The 16,002-nt window shown below is 70.2% G+C and carries 16 protein-coding genes and 2 pseudogenes; 2 read left to right on the forward strand and 16 right to left on the reverse strand.

Annotated features, from left to right (window positions below):
• Positions 1-75 precede the first annotated feature (75 nt).
• The 7 genes from GQF42_RS02365 to GQF42_RS47535 all read right to left on the reverse strand — a co-directional run bounded on the left by GQF42_RS02365 (position 76) and on the right by GQF42_RS47535 (position 6,666).
• A complete protein-coding gene (locus GQF42_RS02365; RefSeq protein ID WP_158917176.1) occupies positions 76-534 on the reverse strand; it encodes an RrF2 family transcriptional regulator in 459 nt (152 codons plus the stop codon).
• 55 nt (positions 535-589) lie between these two features.
• On the reverse strand, positions 590-1,813 hold the full coding sequence (locus tag GQF42_RS02370; protein WP_158917178.1) for an acyl-CoA dehydrogenase family protein: 1,224 nt from the start codon (positions 1,811-1,813) through the stop codon (positions 590-592).
• Between the two features lie 477 nt (positions 1,814-2,290).
• The gene (locus tag GQF42_RS02375) at positions 2,291-3,448 is read right to left on the reverse strand and encodes an LLM class flavin-dependent oxidoreductase (RefSeq protein WP_158917180.1); all 1,158 of its coding nucleotides are present in this window, start codon (positions 3,446-3,448) and stop codon (positions 2,291-2,293) included.
• A gap of 33 nt (positions 3,449-3,481) precedes the next feature.
• A complete protein-coding gene (locus tag GQF42_RS02380; RefSeq protein ID WP_158917182.1) occupies positions 3,482-4,678 on the reverse strand; it encodes an SfnB family sulfur acquisition oxidoreductase in 1,197 nt (398 codons plus the stop codon).
• Positions 4,675-5,232: an NADPH-dependent FMN reductase gene (gene ssuE / locus GQF42_RS02385; protein ID WP_158917184.1), complete on the reverse strand. Its 558-nt coding sequence runs from the start codon at positions 5,230-5,232 to the stop codon at positions 4,675-4,677. Before ssuE ends, GQF42_RS02380 begins: the two co-directional genes overlap by 4 nt.
• A 68-nt stretch (positions 5,233-5,300) precedes the next feature.
• Positions 5,301-6,410 (reverse strand): dimethylsulfone monooxygenase SfnG, encoded by a 1,110-nt coding sequence (gene sfnG / locus GQF42_RS02390; RefSeq protein ID WP_158917186.1) that lies wholly within the window; start codon positions 6,408-6,410, stop codon positions 5,301-5,303.
• Positions 6,411-6,585: 175 nt separating this feature from the next.
• Positions 6,586-6,666, reverse strand: coding sequence for a putative leader peptide (locus GQF42_RS47535; protein WP_351225063.1), 81 nt, complete (start codon positions 6,664-6,666; stop codon positions 6,586-6,588).
• A 137-nt stretch (positions 6,667-6,803) separates the two neighbouring features.
• Here GQF42_RS47535 and GQF42_RS02395 point away from each other — a divergent pair, with 137 nt between their 5' ends.
• Together GQF42_RS02395 and GQF42_RS45515 are read left to right on the forward strand one after the other, a co-directional pair.
• Positions 6,804-7,730, forward strand: a complete 927-nt coding sequence (locus tag GQF42_RS02395; protein WP_158917188.1) for a LysR family transcriptional regulator — start codon at positions 6,804-6,806, stop codon at positions 7,728-7,730.
• A gap of 16 nt (positions 7,731-7,746) precedes the next feature.
• Positions 7,747-8,010: pseudogene (locus GQF42_RS45515) on the forward strand (AAA family ATPase); the annotation flags it as partial.
• 9 nt (positions 8,011-8,019) lie between these two features.
• On the opposite strand, the pseudogene GQF42_RS02405 reads toward GQF42_RS45515, so the two are convergent.
• The 9 genes and pseudogenes from GQF42_RS02405 to GQF42_RS02440 form a co-directional block, all read right to left on the reverse strand.
• Positions 8,020-8,313 (reverse strand): annotated as a pseudogene (locus tag GQF42_RS02405) (LLM class flavin-dependent oxidoreductase); the annotation flags it as partial.
• Positions 8,306-9,397 (reverse strand): LLM class flavin-dependent oxidoreductase, encoded by a 1,092-nt coding sequence (locus GQF42_RS02410; RefSeq protein ID WP_158917190.1) that lies wholly within the window; start codon positions 9,395-9,397, stop codon positions 8,306-8,308. The gene GQF42_RS02410 and the pseudogene GQF42_RS02405, both read right to left, overlap by 8 nt.
• The gene (locus tag GQF42_RS02415; protein WP_233273192.1) at positions 9,394-10,809 is read right to left on the reverse strand and encodes an NtaA/DmoA family FMN-dependent monooxygenase; all 1,416 of its coding nucleotides are present in this window, start codon (positions 10,807-10,809) and stop codon (positions 9,394-9,396) included. Before GQF42_RS02415 ends, GQF42_RS02410 begins: the two co-directional genes overlap by 4 nt.
• A 21-nt stretch (positions 10,810-10,830) precedes the next feature.
• Positions 10,831-12,081: an LLM class flavin-dependent oxidoreductase gene (locus tag GQF42_RS02420; protein WP_158917192.1), complete on the reverse strand. Its 1,251-nt coding sequence runs from the start codon at positions 12,079-12,081 to the stop codon at positions 10,831-10,833.
• A 76-nt stretch (positions 12,082-12,157) separates the two neighbouring features.
• Positions 12,158-12,280 carry a putative leader peptide gene (locus GQF42_RS47540; protein WP_372506417.1) on the reverse strand — a complete coding sequence of 41 codons (123 nt, stop codon included), beginning with the start codon at positions 12,278-12,280 and terminating at the stop codon, positions 12,158-12,160.
• 24 nt (positions 12,281-12,304) lie between these two features.
• Positions 12,305-13,030 (reverse strand): GNAT family N-acetyltransferase, encoded by a 726-nt coding sequence (locus GQF42_RS02425; protein WP_158917194.1) that lies wholly within the window; start codon positions 13,028-13,030, stop codon positions 12,305-12,307.
• An 89-nt stretch (positions 13,031-13,119) separates the two neighbouring features.
• Entirely contained in the window at positions 13,120-14,145 is a 1,026-nt protein-coding gene (locus tag GQF42_RS02430; protein ID WP_158917196.1) for a transporter substrate-binding domain-containing protein, read from the reverse strand.
• A gap of 64 nt (positions 14,146-14,209) precedes the next feature.
• Positions 14,210-15,007 carry an amino acid ABC transporter ATP-binding protein gene (locus GQF42_RS02435; RefSeq protein ID WP_158917198.1) on the reverse strand — a complete coding sequence of 266 codons (798 nt, stop codon included), beginning with the start codon at positions 15,005-15,007 and terminating at the stop codon, positions 14,210-14,212.
• The gene (locus GQF42_RS02440) at positions 15,004-15,984 is read right to left on the reverse strand and encodes an amino acid ABC transporter permease (RefSeq protein WP_158917200.1); all 981 of its coding nucleotides are present in this window, start codon (positions 15,982-15,984) and stop codon (positions 15,004-15,006) included. The genes GQF42_RS02435 and GQF42_RS02440 overlap by 4 nt, the downstream gene beginning before the upstream one ends.
• Positions 15,985-16,002: the final 18 nt, after the last annotated feature.

Here is a 16,002-nt window from a genome sequence, read left to right on the forward strand (position 1 = left end):
ACAGGACGGTCTGCGCGGCGCCCGCGCAGGTGTTGTGGCCGCTCGGGCAGTCCGGATGCGCCGGGGTGGTGTCGGTCAGGGATTCGTCCAGGCCTCGGGGTCCTCCGCGAGGCTCATAACCTCGTCGGGCAGCTTGGCCGCGGCCACGTGGGCCAGGGTGACCTCGCCGAGGATCTTGCGGACGTTGGCGCGTACAGCGATCCACAGCGGCAGCAGCGACTCCGCGGGACCGCAGTAGGAGAGCTCGGGTGGGCGCACTCCCCGCACCGAGACCAGGGGGCCGTCCGCGACGCGGATGACGTCTGCGATGGCGATCGACTCCGCCGGGCGGGCGAGCCGGTAGCCGCCCTTGCCGCCCCGCTGACTGACCACAAGACCGCCCCGGCGCAGGTCGCCGAGGATGCCCTCAAGGAATTTGTGCGGAATGCCCTGCGCCGCGGCGATCGCCTCGGCCTTGAGCGAGGCCCCGCTTCCTGCTGCGGCCAGCTCCAGTGCCGCCCGCACCGCATAATCCGCCCGCGCCGAGATACGCATGCCGAGATTATCCATCAGTGTCGTATCGGCCCCCCTGCACGGGTCGCCCTCCCGGTCAGGCGGGAAGGGCGAAGGGTGGGTGCGCGCCGTTGAGGAAGTAGTCGCCCACCTCGCGCAGTCTGTGGGCGACCGGCTCGCGCAGGGTGTGTGTCCGGGCATTGCGCCAGAAGCGGTCGAAGCCGTGCCGCGCGGAGGCGGCGTCGGCGCCCATGACGTCCAGGGCACGGGTGGTGATCTCCTGCGCGGCCCGGGAGGCGGCGGACTCGGCCACGCTCGCGAGGACGGCGATCTCCGCGCACTCCTCGTCGTCGAGATCCTCGCCCTGTACGAGGCCGCGCACCAGGGCATCCACCGCCTGCTCGGCCAGGGCGGACGCGGCACGTGCGACGACGGTGAGCTCGCCGTACACGGTCAGCGCGTACGGACCTTGCGACGGGCTGTCCGGCCAGGGCTGAGGCGAGAAGGGCTGCCAGGGGGACCTCATGCCCCTTCCGCACTCGCGAACCTCGGCCAGCAGGCCCTCTGCCACGCCAAGACAGAACTGGACGGAGACCAGACGCGCGGTCGGCGCGGCCAGAGAGGCGAAGGGTGACAGGACGCTCTCGTCCGGCGAGAGGGAGCCGAGCACATCGTCGGCCGCGACCCGCACGGAATTGAACTCCACGCCGCCACCGGCCGCCAGCCGCTGGCCGAAGGCGTCCCCGCTGCTGCCGCTCACGACGCCCGAGCGGGCGGGGTCGACCAGGACGGCGCACGGCTCACCGGTGCCGTACTTGGCGGCTCGAACCACCAGCCGGTCGGCGATCCCGACTCCGGTGGCATACCTCTGGTAGCCGTTGAGGAGATAGCCGCCCGACGTGGGGGTCAGGATGAGTGGTGGTTCATGTGAGGCGATACCGCCTCCCCAGAACCACTGGCCCGCCGTCGACTCCCCCTCGATGCGGGCGGCACGGGTGCGGTCGGCGAAGAACCGGGCGCTGCAGGACAGGAAGTAGTGGTTGCCCAGCAGATGGCCGATGGCCCCGTCGGCCGCGGCGACGGTCCGGATGACCGCGTAGGCCGTGCGCCAGTCCCCGCCGCCGCCCCCGAGTTCGGCCGGGGCCGGCAGTGTCAGCAGTCCCGATTCACGCAACCGCGCCACCTCGTCGAGCGGTGCCTTGCCGGCCTGTTCGCGCTCGACGGCGTCCGTGGCCAGGTCGTCGGCCAACTCACGGGCTATGTGCAGCCAGTCGACCTGCCCGGCTCCCGCGTCGGTAGCCTCACCCGCCGTCACCGTCATGCCCTCACCCGCTTCATCTGACTGCGACTGCGACCGTCGCTACAGCTCAGTGCTGTGGTCATGGCGTCTTCCTTCAGGGGACCGAGGACGACGCGGTGCCCGGCGAGGCGGCGTGGGAGTACAGCGGTGCGCAGTGACGCGTCGGCTTCCTCATCCTCACTCTCCTCTTCGACCACGGTCAACACTTTCCTAGTAATTCGATAGGAAAACTAGGAAAGCCCGGGGTCTTCCGGCTGATTCGCGCTCCCGGATGGCGAGTTCGCGATGGCGGGCGGCCGGCTGGTCGGCCCTGACCCGGGGGCTGCCGACCGCGCCGTGGAGGCGTTCGCGGAGCGTGGCGCCGCCGGACGGAGCCGGGATCCTGCCGCGGCTGCGCCGGGACGACGAGGTCGAGGAAGTCGGCGAAGGTGCCGAGGGTGGCGGCGTAGGCGAATTGAAGCCCTCGAACCTCGGCGTCGTCGGCGATCACCTAGGTCATCACGCGGTCCCGGCACCGGCGAAGGGGACCTGGGCGGCGGGGCCCACCTGCTGCCCGTACGGGTGCCTCCACAGACCCTGCGCCTGAAGCTTCGGCAGCACGCCCTCGCCGAACCAGTACGCCTCCTCCAGATGCGGATACCCGGAGAAGATGAACTCCTCGATGCCCAGGGCCGCGTACTCCTTGATCCGCTCGGCGACCTCCTCGTGGCTGCCGACCAGAGCCGTGCCCGCGCCGCCGCGCACCAGGCCGATGCCCGCCCACAGGTTGGGGTGGATCTCCAGCCCGTCCCCGCTCCCGCCCCCGTGCAGGGCCAGCATCCGCTGCTGGCCCTCCGACTCGCTGCGGGCAAGCCCGGCCTGGACCTGCCGCACGGTCGCCGCGTCGAAGCCCGCCAGCAGCCGCTCCGCCTCGGCCCAGGCCTGCTCGGAGGTATCGCGGGTGATGACGTGCAGCCGGATGCCGAAGCGGACGCTGCGACCCTCCTGCGCGGCGAGCCCTCTGATCCAGGCGATCTTCTCGGCGACCTGGGCCGGCGGCTCGCCCCAGGTGAGGTAGACGTCGACATGCCTGGCGGCGACCTCTCCCGCGATGGGCGAGGAGCCCCCGAAGTACACCTCGGGAACGGGGTCGGGCAGCCGGGCGAGCCTGGCGTCCTCGACCCGGAGGTGCTCGCCGTGCAGATCGACGGTCTTGCCCTGCCACAGCCCCCGGACGATTTCCAGGAATTCGCCGGTACGGCGATACCGCGCGTCCTTGTCCAGGAAGTCGCCGTAGGCCCGCTGTTCGTGGCTCTCGCCGCCGGTTACGACGTTGAGCAGGAGCCGTCCGCCGGTCTGCCGCTGGAATGTGGAGGCCATCTGGGCCGCGAGCGTCGGCGAGACGAAGCCGGGGCGGAAGGCGACGAGGAACTTCAGGCGCTCGGTGTTCTGGCTGACCATGGCGGTGGTCAGCCAAGCGTCCTCGCACCACGCGCCGGTCGGCGTGAGCGCGCCGACGAAACCCAGGTCTTCGGCGGCGCGGGCGATCTGGCTCAGGTAGGCGACCGTCGGCGGCCGGTCCCGCCCGGACTCCGTGGCGGGGGTGCCGTGGCCGCCGCCGACGACGTGGCGGCTGTCGCCGTTGGTGGGCAGGAACCAGTGGAAGGTGAGGGACACGTGGGGGCTCCGATCGGATTTCGTCAGCGTTCGTCAGAGGAGGCCGTGGCGGGGCGGCCTGGTGCCGCCCAGCACGTAGCGGCCGATGTGCTGGACCTTCCAGCGGGCCGGGTCGTGCAGGGTGTGGGTGCGCGCGTCGCGCCAATGGCGGTGCAGGCCCAGGGAGTCGAGCGCCGAGCGGGTGCCGGAGACCTCGAACAGGGCGCTGGCGACCTCCACGGCGGCCTCGGCCGCCGTCACTTTCGCGGTGGCCACCGCGATCGAGGCTTCGGCGGCCGAGTCGTCAGTCAAATCGGCGCGGGCGTCGTCTACCGCGCGGGCGGCCTCGCGGAGCAACGCTTGGGCAGCCCGTTGTCTGATCGCCAGTTCGCCGAACCGCTGGATCAGCAGCGGATCCTCCGCGGCGGTCGCGTGCCCTTCGGCAGCGCTCTCGAACCAGGGGCGACTCTTCGTACGGACGAACTCCACCGCCTCGGCCAGCGCCCCGGAGGCGATCCCGGCATCGATGGCCGCGTGCAGCAACTGAGCTACCGCACCGTGGAGTTGGGGTCCCTGGAAGGTGAGATGGTGGGGCACCACGCGGTCGGCGGGCACGGGCACCGACTCCAGGCGGACGGTGCCGCTGGCGGTGGTGCGCTGTCCCATGCCGTCCCAGTCGTCCACGACCGTGAGGCCGGGCGCGTCGCGCGGTACGTACGCCACCTGCAGGGTGTCGTCCTCGGTGCGGGCGAGGACGGGGATCCAGTGGGCGAACAGCGCGCCCGTGGAGTAGTGCTTGACGCCGTCCAGGACGTACGACCCGTCCGGGAGCCGGGCGAGGCGGGTGCGGATGTCCTGGACGTGTTGGGTGCCCGCCTCGGACTGGGCGTTGCCGAACCGCCCGCCCGCCAGGACCTCGCCGAAGAAGAACTCCCGCTGCTCGTCGGTTCCCTGCCGGCGCAGCACGCCCACGTACACGAAGTGGCTCTGCGGGATCTGGGCCAGGCTGGCGTCGGCGGCGGCCAGCAGTCGGAAGATCTCGGCGAGCGTGTCCGCACGGATGTCCGCGCCGCCGAACCGGGCGGGCACGGTCACGGCGAGCAGCCCGGAGGCGGACAGCCGCTCCAGCTCCGCGTGCGGGAGCCTGCGCCGCGCGTCCCGCTCGGCGGCCCCCTTGCGGAAGTCCCCGGCCAGCTCCGCGGCCACGGCCAGGGCCTCGGCGTCGTCCGCGATGACGTGCGCGGCGCTCATCCGGCGGCCGCCAGCAGCGTCGTCCGGCCGCCCAGCGCGGCCGAGAACTGGTCCGTGACCTGCGCCAGCGCCTCGGCCGATCCCGGCGCGACGGTCAGCCTGCCGTCCTCGCCCACCGTGATGTCCTTGTCAAGCGTGAACCAGCCCGGCGTGATGTGCGCGGGGCCCATGGAGGCCAGCACCGGGCGCAGGGCGTAGTCGATGGCCAGGACGTGGGCGGTGGTGCCGCCGGTGGCCAGCGGCAGGACCGTCTTGCCCGCCAGGGCGTACTGCGGCAGCAGGTCGAGCAGGGACTTCAGCAGCCCGGAGTAGGCGGCCTTGTAGACGGGGGTACCGATCACCACCCCGTCCGCCTGCTCGAACAGGGCGGCGGCCCGGACGATCGCCGGGTGACCGAAGTCGGCCCCGAGCAGCGCCTCGGCAGGCAGGGTACGAACGTCCAGCGCGATCACCTCGTGTCCCTGCGCGATGAGCCGCTCGTCCAGGTGGCGCAGCAGCCGAGCGGTGCGGGAGGTGGCGGAGGGGCTTCCGGAGATGGACAGGATGGTGGCCATGGGAGGACCTTTCGGTTCGTCGTTTCGTGTGCGGGCCGCGGTCAGGCGTGGGCGGCGGCGGGCTCGGACTAGGCTTCCTGTGCCTCCAGTTCGCGTACCAGGGGCAGCACCCTCCTGCCGAAGTACTCGACCTCCTCCAGGTAGTGCAGGAAGCCGAGGAGGAAGAGGTCGACGCCGAGCCGCTTGTAGGCGACGATCCGCTCGGCGATCTGCTCGGGGGTGCCGATCAGACCCGTGCGGAAGCCGTCGTTGTACTGGACGAGGTCCTCGAACGTGGAGTCCTGCCACATGCCCTTGCCGTCGCCGGTGGACGGACCGGCCTGCTGGACGGCGTCGCGGAAGCCGTGCACGGCCTGGGTGTCGGCCTTGGCGACGATCTCGCGGAGAGTCTCACGGGCCTCGGCCTCGGTGTCGCGAGCGATGAGGAAGCCGTTGAGGCCGAACTTCGGCGGGGTACGGCCCGCTTGGGCGGCGGAGGCACGGACGTCCTGGATCTGCTCGGTGACGCCGTCGAAGTCCTTGCCGTTGGAGAAGTACCAGTCGGAGACGCGGCCGGCCATGGCGCGGGCGGCGCTGGAGTTGCCGCCCTGGAAGATCTCCGGGTGCGGGCGCTCGGGGGTGTTCAGCGGCTTGGGCTTGAGGGAGAAGTCGCGCAACCGGTAGAAGTCACCGGCGAGTTCGGCGTGGTCCTCGGTCCAGATCTTCCGCAGAGCGCGGATGAACTCCTCGGAGCGCCGGTAGCGTTCGTCGTGCTCCAGCCAGGGCTCGCCAAGAGCGGTGAACTCGCCCTTGAACCAGCCACTGACCACGTTGACGGCGAAGCGGCCGTGCGACAAGTGGTCGGCGGTGGCGCCGAGCTTGGCGAGGACGCCCGGGTGCCACAGGCCGGGATGCACGGCGGCGATGACCTTGAGCCGCTGGGTGGCGAGCAGCAGGGCCAGACTGAAAGTGGTCGACTCGTGCTGGTACTCGGCACCGTAGCTGGCCATGTAGCGGACCTGGCTGAGCGCGTAGTCGAAGCCGTTGTTCTCGGCGAGGACGGCGAGTTCGCGGTTGTAGTCGTAGCCCCAGTCGGTGCGCTGCTCGACGGTGCTGGTGACGAGGCCGCCACTGACGTTCGGCACCCAGTAGGCGAAGCGGACGGGATCGGATCCGGGGTATGCGGAGGATGCGGGCACGGGGACTCCTGGCAGGAGAATGCTGCGCGGGCAGGACGAATGAGTTCCGCGGAATTCAGGCACGCTGGAGCGGGGTCTCCGGGAAAGCCGTCGTCACGAAGGAAATGGGCCGGGACCGGAATTCATGGAAGGAAGTCACAGACGGAGCGGGTGAGAGGATTTCCCTCGGGTGCGCTCAGACCCGACAGCGACAGAAGGCGCTGGAAACACGCGCAAGGTCGACGTGGCGTCGCCGCGTGAGGTCCTGTCGCTTCATGCCACCGATCGAACCAGGAAGGAGTCTGGCCGGTCAAGAATGCCCGGATGTGATTCCACATGGTGAGAGTCGGTATTCACGAGGTTGTGACAGGGATTCCCTTGAACCCGGTCCCGGGAGGGCGCAGTCTCCTGTACGTGCGTATCGAACAGCTCGAATACATCGCTGCCGTCACACGGCTCGGTTCGCTGCGGCGCGCCGCCGAGGAACTGCACCTGTCCCAGCCAGCGCTCAGCGAGACCGTACGCAATCTGGAGCGCGAGCTCGGCGTGGACCTGCTGGAGCGCAAGCGGTCCGGCGCGAAGATCAGCGACGAGGGACGCGAGCTGCTGCCGCACATCATGAGCGTGCTGGACGCGGTCGACCGGCTGCGCGGCGCTGCCGGCGACCAGCACCGCATCAGCCGCATGGTCCGGCTCGGGACGGTGAACACAGCCACCGTCCCGCTGGTCATCCCGACCGTGCGCGAGTTCCGGGCCTCGCACCCGGTCACCCAGGTGGAGTTGGTCGGCGCGCAGCAGGCCGACATCCACCGCGGGCTGTTGGAGGGCGCATTCGACCTGGGACTGGTGAACTACCTCCGGGGCGACGACATGCCGCCCGGCTTCGAGACGACGGAGTTGCTCTGCGGCCGGCCGGTGGTGTGCGTGCGTCCGGACAGTCCGCTGGCGGCCATGGATGCGGTGGACGCGGACAGTCTCCTGGCCGAGCCGCTGGTCGTGATGCGGTCCGGCTATGTGATGCACCGTTTCGTGCACCGGCTGCTGCGCGGCCGGACTCCGTCCTTCTCGTACTCCACCGACGGCGCGGAGATGGGCAAACTGATGGTGGCCGAGGGGCTGGGGGCCACAGTGCTGCCGGACTTCAGCGTCGTCGGCGACCCGCTGGAACGACGGGGCGCGATCGCTGTGCGGCCGCTCGCGGGGGATGCGACCGACGTACTGCTGGTACTGCAGCGCCGCCATTCCGGCTCCGTTCCGCGGGCGGTCCGCGACCTGCACGAACTCTTCGTGCGCAACGCTCAGGCGTACGGCGCTTCTTCGCGACGGCTGACGGAGGGGTGATCCTGTGCTCATCGTCATGGGTGGCCTGCCCGGCACCGGCAAGACCACGCTCGCCCGTCTGCTGGCGGCCCGGATCGGTGCGGTGCATCTGCGGGTCGACACCATCGAGCAGGCGATCGTCCGTTCCGGGCTGGCACAGCACCCCGAAGGAGAAGCGGGGCGGGATCAACAGGCCGTTCGGGGTGCGGCCGTCGACGACCGGGGTCGCCGTCGGCAACGGTGCGGCCGGCTGTTCCGGCGGGCGGCCGCCCGAGCGGCCCAGGCCCAGGTCGAAGCGGCCCGGGTGCAGCGCGTCGAGCAGGCCGAACTCCTCCACGGTGGACAGCGCCGTGCGGTGCCCGAGCTGCACGGCCCCGGAACCGAGCCGGATGGTGGAGGTGGCGGATGCGGTCAGGGCCAGGACGACTGCGGGGGACGTGCCGGCCACGCCCGGATTGAGGTGGTGCTCGGCGAACCAGTAGCGGGCATATCCTAAGCGCTCGACCTGCTGTGCGAGGTCGATGGAGTTGCGCAGGGCATCGGCCGCTGTCGAGCCGGAGGGGATCGGGACCAGGTCCAGAACACCGAGGGCAATATCAGACATGGACGGACTCCTGGGTGAGCGGTGGGGCCGGAAGCACGGGGCCCCACACGAACGGCGGGTCCGGGATCTCGCGGCGCAGCACGGGGGCGACCTTGGACTGGAACAGCTCGAGGGAGGCGCGGTGCTGGGACTCCGTCAGCCCGCTCGCGTCCGCGTGCAGGTGCACCACCGTGTGGCCGAACTGCTCGTGGTAGCGGTGCACCTTGTCGATGACCTGTTGCGGGCTGCCGATCAGAGCGGAGCTGCGCTCGACGAAGTCCTCCAGGGTCTCGAAGACGACCGGCAGTCCGGCCTTCTTGAAGAACGCCAGATTGGACTCGAAGACCGGCCGGTACGCTGCCAGCGCTTCCTGGGAGGTGGGCGCGACGTGGACGCCCGCCGTGCCCGCGCCGATGGCGATCTTCGCCGGGTCGTGGCCGTAGTGCTCCCAGCGTTCGCGGTAGTGGCGGATCAACTCGGCGTACGGCTCGATGGGGTGGGTGACGTTCGCCGAGAAGAGCGGGTCGCCGTAGCGGGCGGCCAGGTCGACCGACTCCTTGCTGGTCGCGCTGCCGTGCCAGACCCGGACCGGCCGCTGATACGGCCGCGGCCACACCTCGGCGTCCGTCAGCGGGGGACGGAAGCGGGTGTCGGCGGTGACCTTGTCCTGGCGCCAGATCTTCCGGAAGACCTCGTAACTCTCGGCGTTGCGGTCCCACTGGTCCTCGGGCGTGACGTGGAACAGGTCGCGCTGGGCGGCGCCGTTGCCCTTGCCGATGATCAGGTCGAGGCGCCCGTTGGACAGGTGGTCGAGGGTGGCGTAGTCCTCGTATGCCCGGACCGGGTCCAGCAGGCTGAGCGTCGTGACGGCCGTGAACAGGCGGATGCGCTTCGTCAGGGCGGCCACATGGCTGAGTACGACGGTCGGTGAGGAGGAGATGAACGGCCGTTCGTGGCGCTCCCCCACGCCGAAGCCGTCGAAGCCCAGCTCCTCGGCGAGCAGCGCGTTGTCGAGGACCTCGCGGAAGCGGTCGTGGGTCGGCTTCTGTACCCCGGTGATGGGATCCGGACGGTGCACGATGAGTGTGATGGCGAGGAATTTCACGACACCACCCGCTCCTCGTCCCGCAGATCGTCCATGGGGGTCCCCCCGCTCGAGCGAAGCCGAGAGTGGGGAAGGGCGAGGCCGAGGTGGTGGCGGAGGGTCGGGCCCTCGTAGTCGGTGCGGAAGACGCCCTGTTCCTGAAGGAGCGGTACGACCTTGTCGGCGAAGACGTCGAGGCCGGTCGGGGTGATGTGCGGGACGAGGATGAAGCCGTCACTCGCGTCCGCCTGGACGTACTCGTTGATGGTGCGGGCGACGGTCGCCGGGGAGCCGATGAAGTTCTGGCGGTTGCCCGTCTCGATGACCAGGTCGCGGATCGACCAGTTGTTGGCCGCGGCCAGCTCACGCCACTCGCGGGCGGTGGCCAGCGGGTCGCGGTACATGCGGACCTGGGCCCGACCCTTGGAGATGTGGTCGGCGCTGACGTCCGGGTCGATGTCGGGCAGCGGGCCCTCGGGGTCGTAGGAGGACAGGTCCCGGTTCCAGACGAACTCCAGGTGCTTGAGCGCGGTGGCCCCGCTGACCTGCTGGCGGCGCACCTCCTTGGCCAGTTCCCCGGCCTCTTCGTCGGTGTCGGCGAGGACGAAGCTCGCGGCGGGCAGGATGAGCAGTTCGTCGTGGCGGCGGCCGTACTTGGCGAGGCGGTTCTTGACGTCCGTGTAGAAGGCCTGGCCGCCCTCCAGGGTTGCGTGGCGGCTGAAGATGGCGTCGGCGGAGGAGGCGGCGAACTCGCGGCCCTCCTCGGAGTCACCGGCCTGGAAGATAACCGGGCGGCCCTGCGGTGAGCGCGGGACGTTGAACTGGCCGTGGATGTCGAAGTGCTGCCCGCTGTGGACGAAGGATCCGGCCTTCGCGTCCCTCAGGAAGACACCCGTGGCCGGGTCGGCGAGGATCTCGTCGCCGTGCCAGGAGTCGAAGAGCTCGTTCGCGGTGGCCAGGAACTCCTTGGCGCGGGAGTAGCGCTCCTCCTGGGGCAGGAAGCCGCCGCGGCGGAAGTTCTCGCCGGTGAAGGCGTCCCAGGAGGTGACCACGTTCCAGGCGGAGCGGCCGCCGGAGAGATGGTCAAGGCTGGCGAACTGGCGGGCCACCTCGTACGGCTCGTTGAAGGTGGAGTTGATGGTGCCGGTCAGGCCGAGGTGTTCGGTGACGGCGGCAAGCGCGGCGAGGACGGTGAAGGTGTCGGGGCGGCCGACCACGTCCAGGTCGTAGATCTTGCCGCCCTGTTCGCGCAGCCTGAGGCCCTCGGCGAGGAACAGGAAGTCGAACTTGGCGCGTTCGGCGGTGCGCGCGAAGTGGGCGAAGGAGCTGAACTCGATGTGGCTGCCGGCCTTGGGATCGCTCCACACGGTGGTGTTGTTGACGCCCGGGAAGTGCGCGGCCAGATGGATCTGCTTCAGCGGCTTGCTGGTCATGTCAGTGCGGGTCCTTTTGGCTCAGGCGGTCGCTGCGGCGTAGCGGTTGGCGGGGCGGGGCAGGCCCAGCAGGCCGCGGAGGGTGTCGGCTTCGTAGGCGGCGCGGAAGGCGCCCCGGCGCTGGAGTTCGGGGACGAGGCCCCGGGTGATGGCCGGCAGGTCGTGTCCGGCGACGGCGGGCCGCAGCCGGAAGCCGCTCAGCCCCTCCGCCGCCAGCTCCTGGAGCACATCGGCGAGTTGGGCGGGCGTTCCGGTGAAGATCCGGGCGTCGCTGGTGTACGGCTCTCCCGCGAGCGCATCGAGGCGTGCGCGCCGGTCCTCCGCAGCGGCCTGGTCGTCGTCCAGGAAGACCACCAAGTCGCCAAAGACATACGGGAGTTCGCCTGTGCGTCCGGCCGCCTCCTGCTCGGCACGGATCTCGGCGACGATCGCGCGGGCCTGCTCGGCGTCGTGCGGGGTGACGTAGCCGACGTCCGCCTGGCGGGCCACGAGCCGGTACGGGACGGTCTGGTGGGCGAGGGCGGTGACCAGCGGCTGGCCCTGCGGCGGGCGCGGGGTGATGGACGGGCCCTTGACGCTGAAGAACCGGCCCTCGAAGTCGATGTAGTGCAGCTTGTCCCGGTCGACGAAGCGGCCGGTGGCCACGTCCCGGATCTCGGCGTCGTCCTCCCAGCTGTCCCACAGCCGCCGCACGACCTCGACGTAGTCGGCGGCCTCGTCGAACAGATCGGTGAGACGCTCCTGCCCGGCCGGGGTCCGCAGTTCGTCCAGGTTGATCGGCGGGAAGGTACGGCGGCCGAAGTGGTAGGCCTCGTGCGGGCGGGCGCTGATCTGGACGCGCAGGCCGGCCCGGCCGTTGCTGACGTAGTCGAGGGTGGCGATCGCCTTGGAGATGTGGAACGGCTCCGTGTGGGTGGCGATCACGGTCGGCACCAGGCCGATGTGCCGGGTGAGCGGCGCGACGCGGGAGGCGGTCAGGACGGCGTCGAGTCGGCCGCGGACCTGGTCGGTGCGGCCGTCCAACTCGCCGATGGGGGTCCCCCCGGTCGAGCGAAGTCGAGACTGGGGGAGGGAGGACTGCAGGCCCAGGCCGTCCTCGAAGGTGACGAAGTCGAGCAGGCCGCGTTCGGCCTCGGCGACCAGGTCGGCCCAGTAGCCGGCGGTGAACAGCTCCCGGGGACGGGCGACCTGCTCGCGCCAGGAGGCGGGGTGCCAGCCGGTGCCCTCAAGGGCGACGGCAAGGTGCAGAGGAAAAGCGGGAGTTGAGGACACGAGGTGCCTTCCTGGAGGTCCGTACGAGATCGCCGGCCCGCGGGAGTCGGGGCGCACGGCGGCTGGGGAAACGGGGTCAGGAGCTACAGAGGGAGCCGGCCACGCGCTGCAGGTCGATGTGGGGCCGGGAGTGGAGGCGCACGGCACGGAGTACACGTGTCACGTGTCGCACCTCCGTCCGAGTGGGGCAAGCACTCACCGTCGACTAAGGACAACGGCACTGCTATGCCGTTTCTTCCAGCGCGGCGGCCCCGGTGTGCCGGACGAGCGAGAAGGCGGTACGGCGGCGCAGCGTGAACCCGATCGACTCGTACAGCCGGATCGCGTTCGCGTTGGTGGCCGCGGCGTGCAGGAAGGGGCGTTCGCCGCGCTCCTTGATCCCGGCGGCAACCGCGCGGACCAGCCGGGTGGCCAGGCCCCGGCCGCGGTGCGCGGGGTCGGTGCACACGGCACTGATCTCCGTCCAGCCGGGCGGGTGCAGTCGCTCGCCGGCCAGGGCGATCAGCCGGCCCTGGTGACGGATGCCGAGGTAGGTGCCCAGTTCGACGGTGCGGGGCAGATAGGGGCCCGGCTCGGTGCGGGCGACCAGGTCCAGGATCTCGGGCACATCGTCGGTCCCGAGCCGTACGGCCTCGGGGTCGGGCTCCGCGCGCAGTGCGGTGTCCACGAGCTGGACGCCGTGCCCCGTGCGCACGACCTCCCAGCCCTCCGCCGCCTCGGTCACGCCCCGCACCGCGGCGGTGCCGCCGGGGCCGACGAGCGCGGCAAGGTCGCCCCAGGCGCGCGGGTCGTCCTCGTCGGAGACGGCGTAGAAGGGAGCCACGTCCTGGTGATAGCGGGCGGCGTGGCCGATTCGTTCGGCGAAGTGGGCGTGGGGGCCGGTGAGCGCGGCCCAGGCGGGGTTGTCCAGGATGTGCGAGGAGCTGGTGTCGAGGGTGGTGACGGACATGGTGTGGTGGTCTCCGGGGTGCGGCTCGGGGTGTCCGGCGCGCGGGGATTCCACCGTGGGGCAGTGGCGGAATCCCCGGCACGCGGTGGTCAGGAGTTGTCGAGCGGCAGGCCCGGCGGGTTGACCTCGGACTTGGCGACGGCCTCGTTGGAGAGGTCGTACGCCTTGAGCCACTCGGCGTACTGACCGTTCTTGATCAGGTAGTTGATGGCGTCGGCGAGCGGCTTGGCGAGTCCGCTGTCCTTCTTCGCCGTTGCCGCGATCAGGCCCTGCAGGTTCGCGCCCGCGCCGGAGTAGGTGCCCGCGGTGCGGGTGGCGTTGGGCGTGTTGGCCACCTGACGGTTGTGGTACGCGAAACCGGGGTTGGGGCCGAAGGAGGCGTCTACCTTGCCGCTGTTCAGGGCCAGGTAGGTGCTGGTGCTGTCCTGGAAGTACTTGACGGTGAGCTTCTTGCCCTCCTTGGCCAGCTTGTCCTTCCACTCCAGGAGGATCTTCTCCTGGTTGGTTCCGGAGGCGACGGCGATCGTCTTGCCGGCGAGGTTCTCGTAGTTGCCGTCGAAGTTCCAGGCGCTCTTCTTCGGCACGATGAAGGCGAGGTTGTCCTGCCGGTAGGAGGCGAACTCGTACTTCTTCTTGCGCTCCTCGGTGTCGGTGACGTTGGCGAAGGCCACGTCGACCTTGCCGCTGTCGATGCCGACGAACAGGTTCTCCCACGTGGAGTTCTTCACCTCGGGCTTGAGACCGAACACCGCGGCGACCAGGCGGCCGAGGTCGGGCTCGGAGCCGGTGAGGGTCTTCTGGTCGTTGCCGACGTACGCCAGCGGCGGGAACCCGGTGGGCAGGGCACCGATGCCGATCTCCAGCTTGCCGCTCTTCTTGACGGCGGCGGGCAGTTCGGCGCTGATGGACTTGACCTCGGAGACCTTGATGGTGGTCTGGGTGGCGGCGCCGTTGGAGACCCGTCCGATGACGACCTCGCCGGACTTGGCGCTGTCGGTGGTGGTGGCCGCGTCACTGTTGCCACCGCAGGCGGCGAGCCCGGTGGCCAGGGAGGCGACGGCGGTCGCCGCGGTGATGCCGCGTATCAGGCTGCGTCGGGTGAACTGGGTGGGCATGGCCGTTCCTTGTCGCTGAAGGTGATGAGGGTGGCGTGGGGGGAGGTCTGGGGGGTGCGGAGGGTCAGAGGACCTTGCTGAGGAAGTCCCTGGTCCGCTCGTGCCGCGGTTTGTCGAGGACCTCGGAGGGCGGGCCCTGCTCGACGATCTTGCCGCCGTCGATGAAGACGACCCGGTCGGCTATCTCACGGGCGAAGCCGATCTCGTGGGTGACGATGACGAGGGTGGTGCCGCTGGTCGCCAGGTCCTTGATGACGGCGAGGACTTCGCCGACCAGTTCAGGGTCCAGGGCGGAGGTGGGCTCGTCGAAGAGGATGACTCCGGGGCGCAGGGCGAGGGCTCGGGCGATGGCGACGCGCTGCTGCTGGCCGCCGGAGAGCTGGCGCGGGTAGGCGGCGGTCTTGTCGGCGAGGCCGACCCGGACGAGCAACTCTCGGGCCAGTTCCCGAGCTTCGGGCTTGGTGAGCTTCCCGGTCGCGACCGGGGCCGCGGCCACGTTGTCCAGCACGGTCAGGTGCGGGAAGAGGTTGAAGTTCTGGAAGACGAAGCCGATCCGGCCGCGCTGGGTGAGGATGGCTCGCTCGCTCAGCTCCTTCAACCGCTCGCCCTGGCGCTTCACGCCGATCAGCTCGCCGTTGATACTGACGTAGCCGATCTCGGGCTTCTCCAGGTGGTTGATGACCCGCAGCAGGGTGGACTTGCCGGAGCCGGAGGGGCCCAGGATGACGGTGACCTCGCCGGGGCGGACGGTCAGGTCGACGCCGTCCAGCACCCGGTGGGTGCCGTACCACTTGTGCACGTCGTGCACCTCGACGGTGGCGGCCTCGACGTCCGCCAGGGCTTCGAGCGTGTCGGCGGTCATACGGCGGCCTCCCGGCGGATACGGGCCCGCAGGTCGGTCAGACCGGTGCGGAGCTTCTGCAGCGGCGTCGGCGGCAGGCTGCGGGTGGCACCGCGGGCGTAGTACCGCTCGACGTAGAACTGGACGACGGAGACGACGCTGGTCAGGATCAGGTACCAGACGGTGACGACCAGCAGCAGCGGCACGATGTCGCCTGGGTAGGTGGAGCCCATGGTCTGCGCGGAGCCGAACAGGTCGAGCAGGGAGACGTAGAAGACCAGCGAGGTGCCCTTGATCAGGCCGATGAGCTGGTTGACGTAGTTCGGGATGATCGAGCGCAGCGCCTGCGGGAAGACGATCCTGCGGAACTGGTAGCCCTTGGGCAGGCCGAGCGCCGCGGCCGCCTCGTGCTGCCCCTGGTCGACGGAGAGGATCCCGCCGCGGACCACCTCGGCAGCGTAGGCGGCCTCGTTGAGGCTGAGGCCGATGACGGCGACGACCATGTCGGTGGCGAGTCTCGACTCGTCGAAGGAGAAGAAGGCCGGGCCGAAGGGGATGCCGACGCTCAACGTCATGTACAGGGCGCTGAAGTTGTAGAGGAAGATCAGCACCACGATGAGCGGGATGGAACGCAGCGCCCATACGTAGGTCCAGCTGACCGCGCGCAACACCGGGCTCTTCGACAGCCGGGCCAGGGCGAGCAGAATGCCGCCGATCAGGCCCAGCACCGCGCTGTAGGCGGTGACTTGGAGGGTGATCAGCAGGCCGTCGAGGATGGTGGGGCGCAGGAACCAGTAGCTCCAGCGGTCCCACTGGTAGAAGGGGTTGGTGACCAGTCCGTGCACGAACTGGGCGACGAGGACCAGCACGACCGCGGTGACGATCCAGCGACCTGGCCGCCGCAGCGGAAGAACACGCTGGGCGGTGAGGGCTTTTGCCGGTTCGTCGGTGGTCGGCGCCTCGGCGAGGGTGACGGTGGCACCAGGGGGTTCACTCATGGTGGGCTCCGGCTGGGT

This window comes from Streptomyces broussonetiae (assembly GCF_009796285.1).
GTDB classification, from domain to species: Bacteria; Actinomycetota; Actinomycetes; order Streptomycetales; family Streptomycetaceae; genus Streptomyces; species Streptomyces broussonetiae.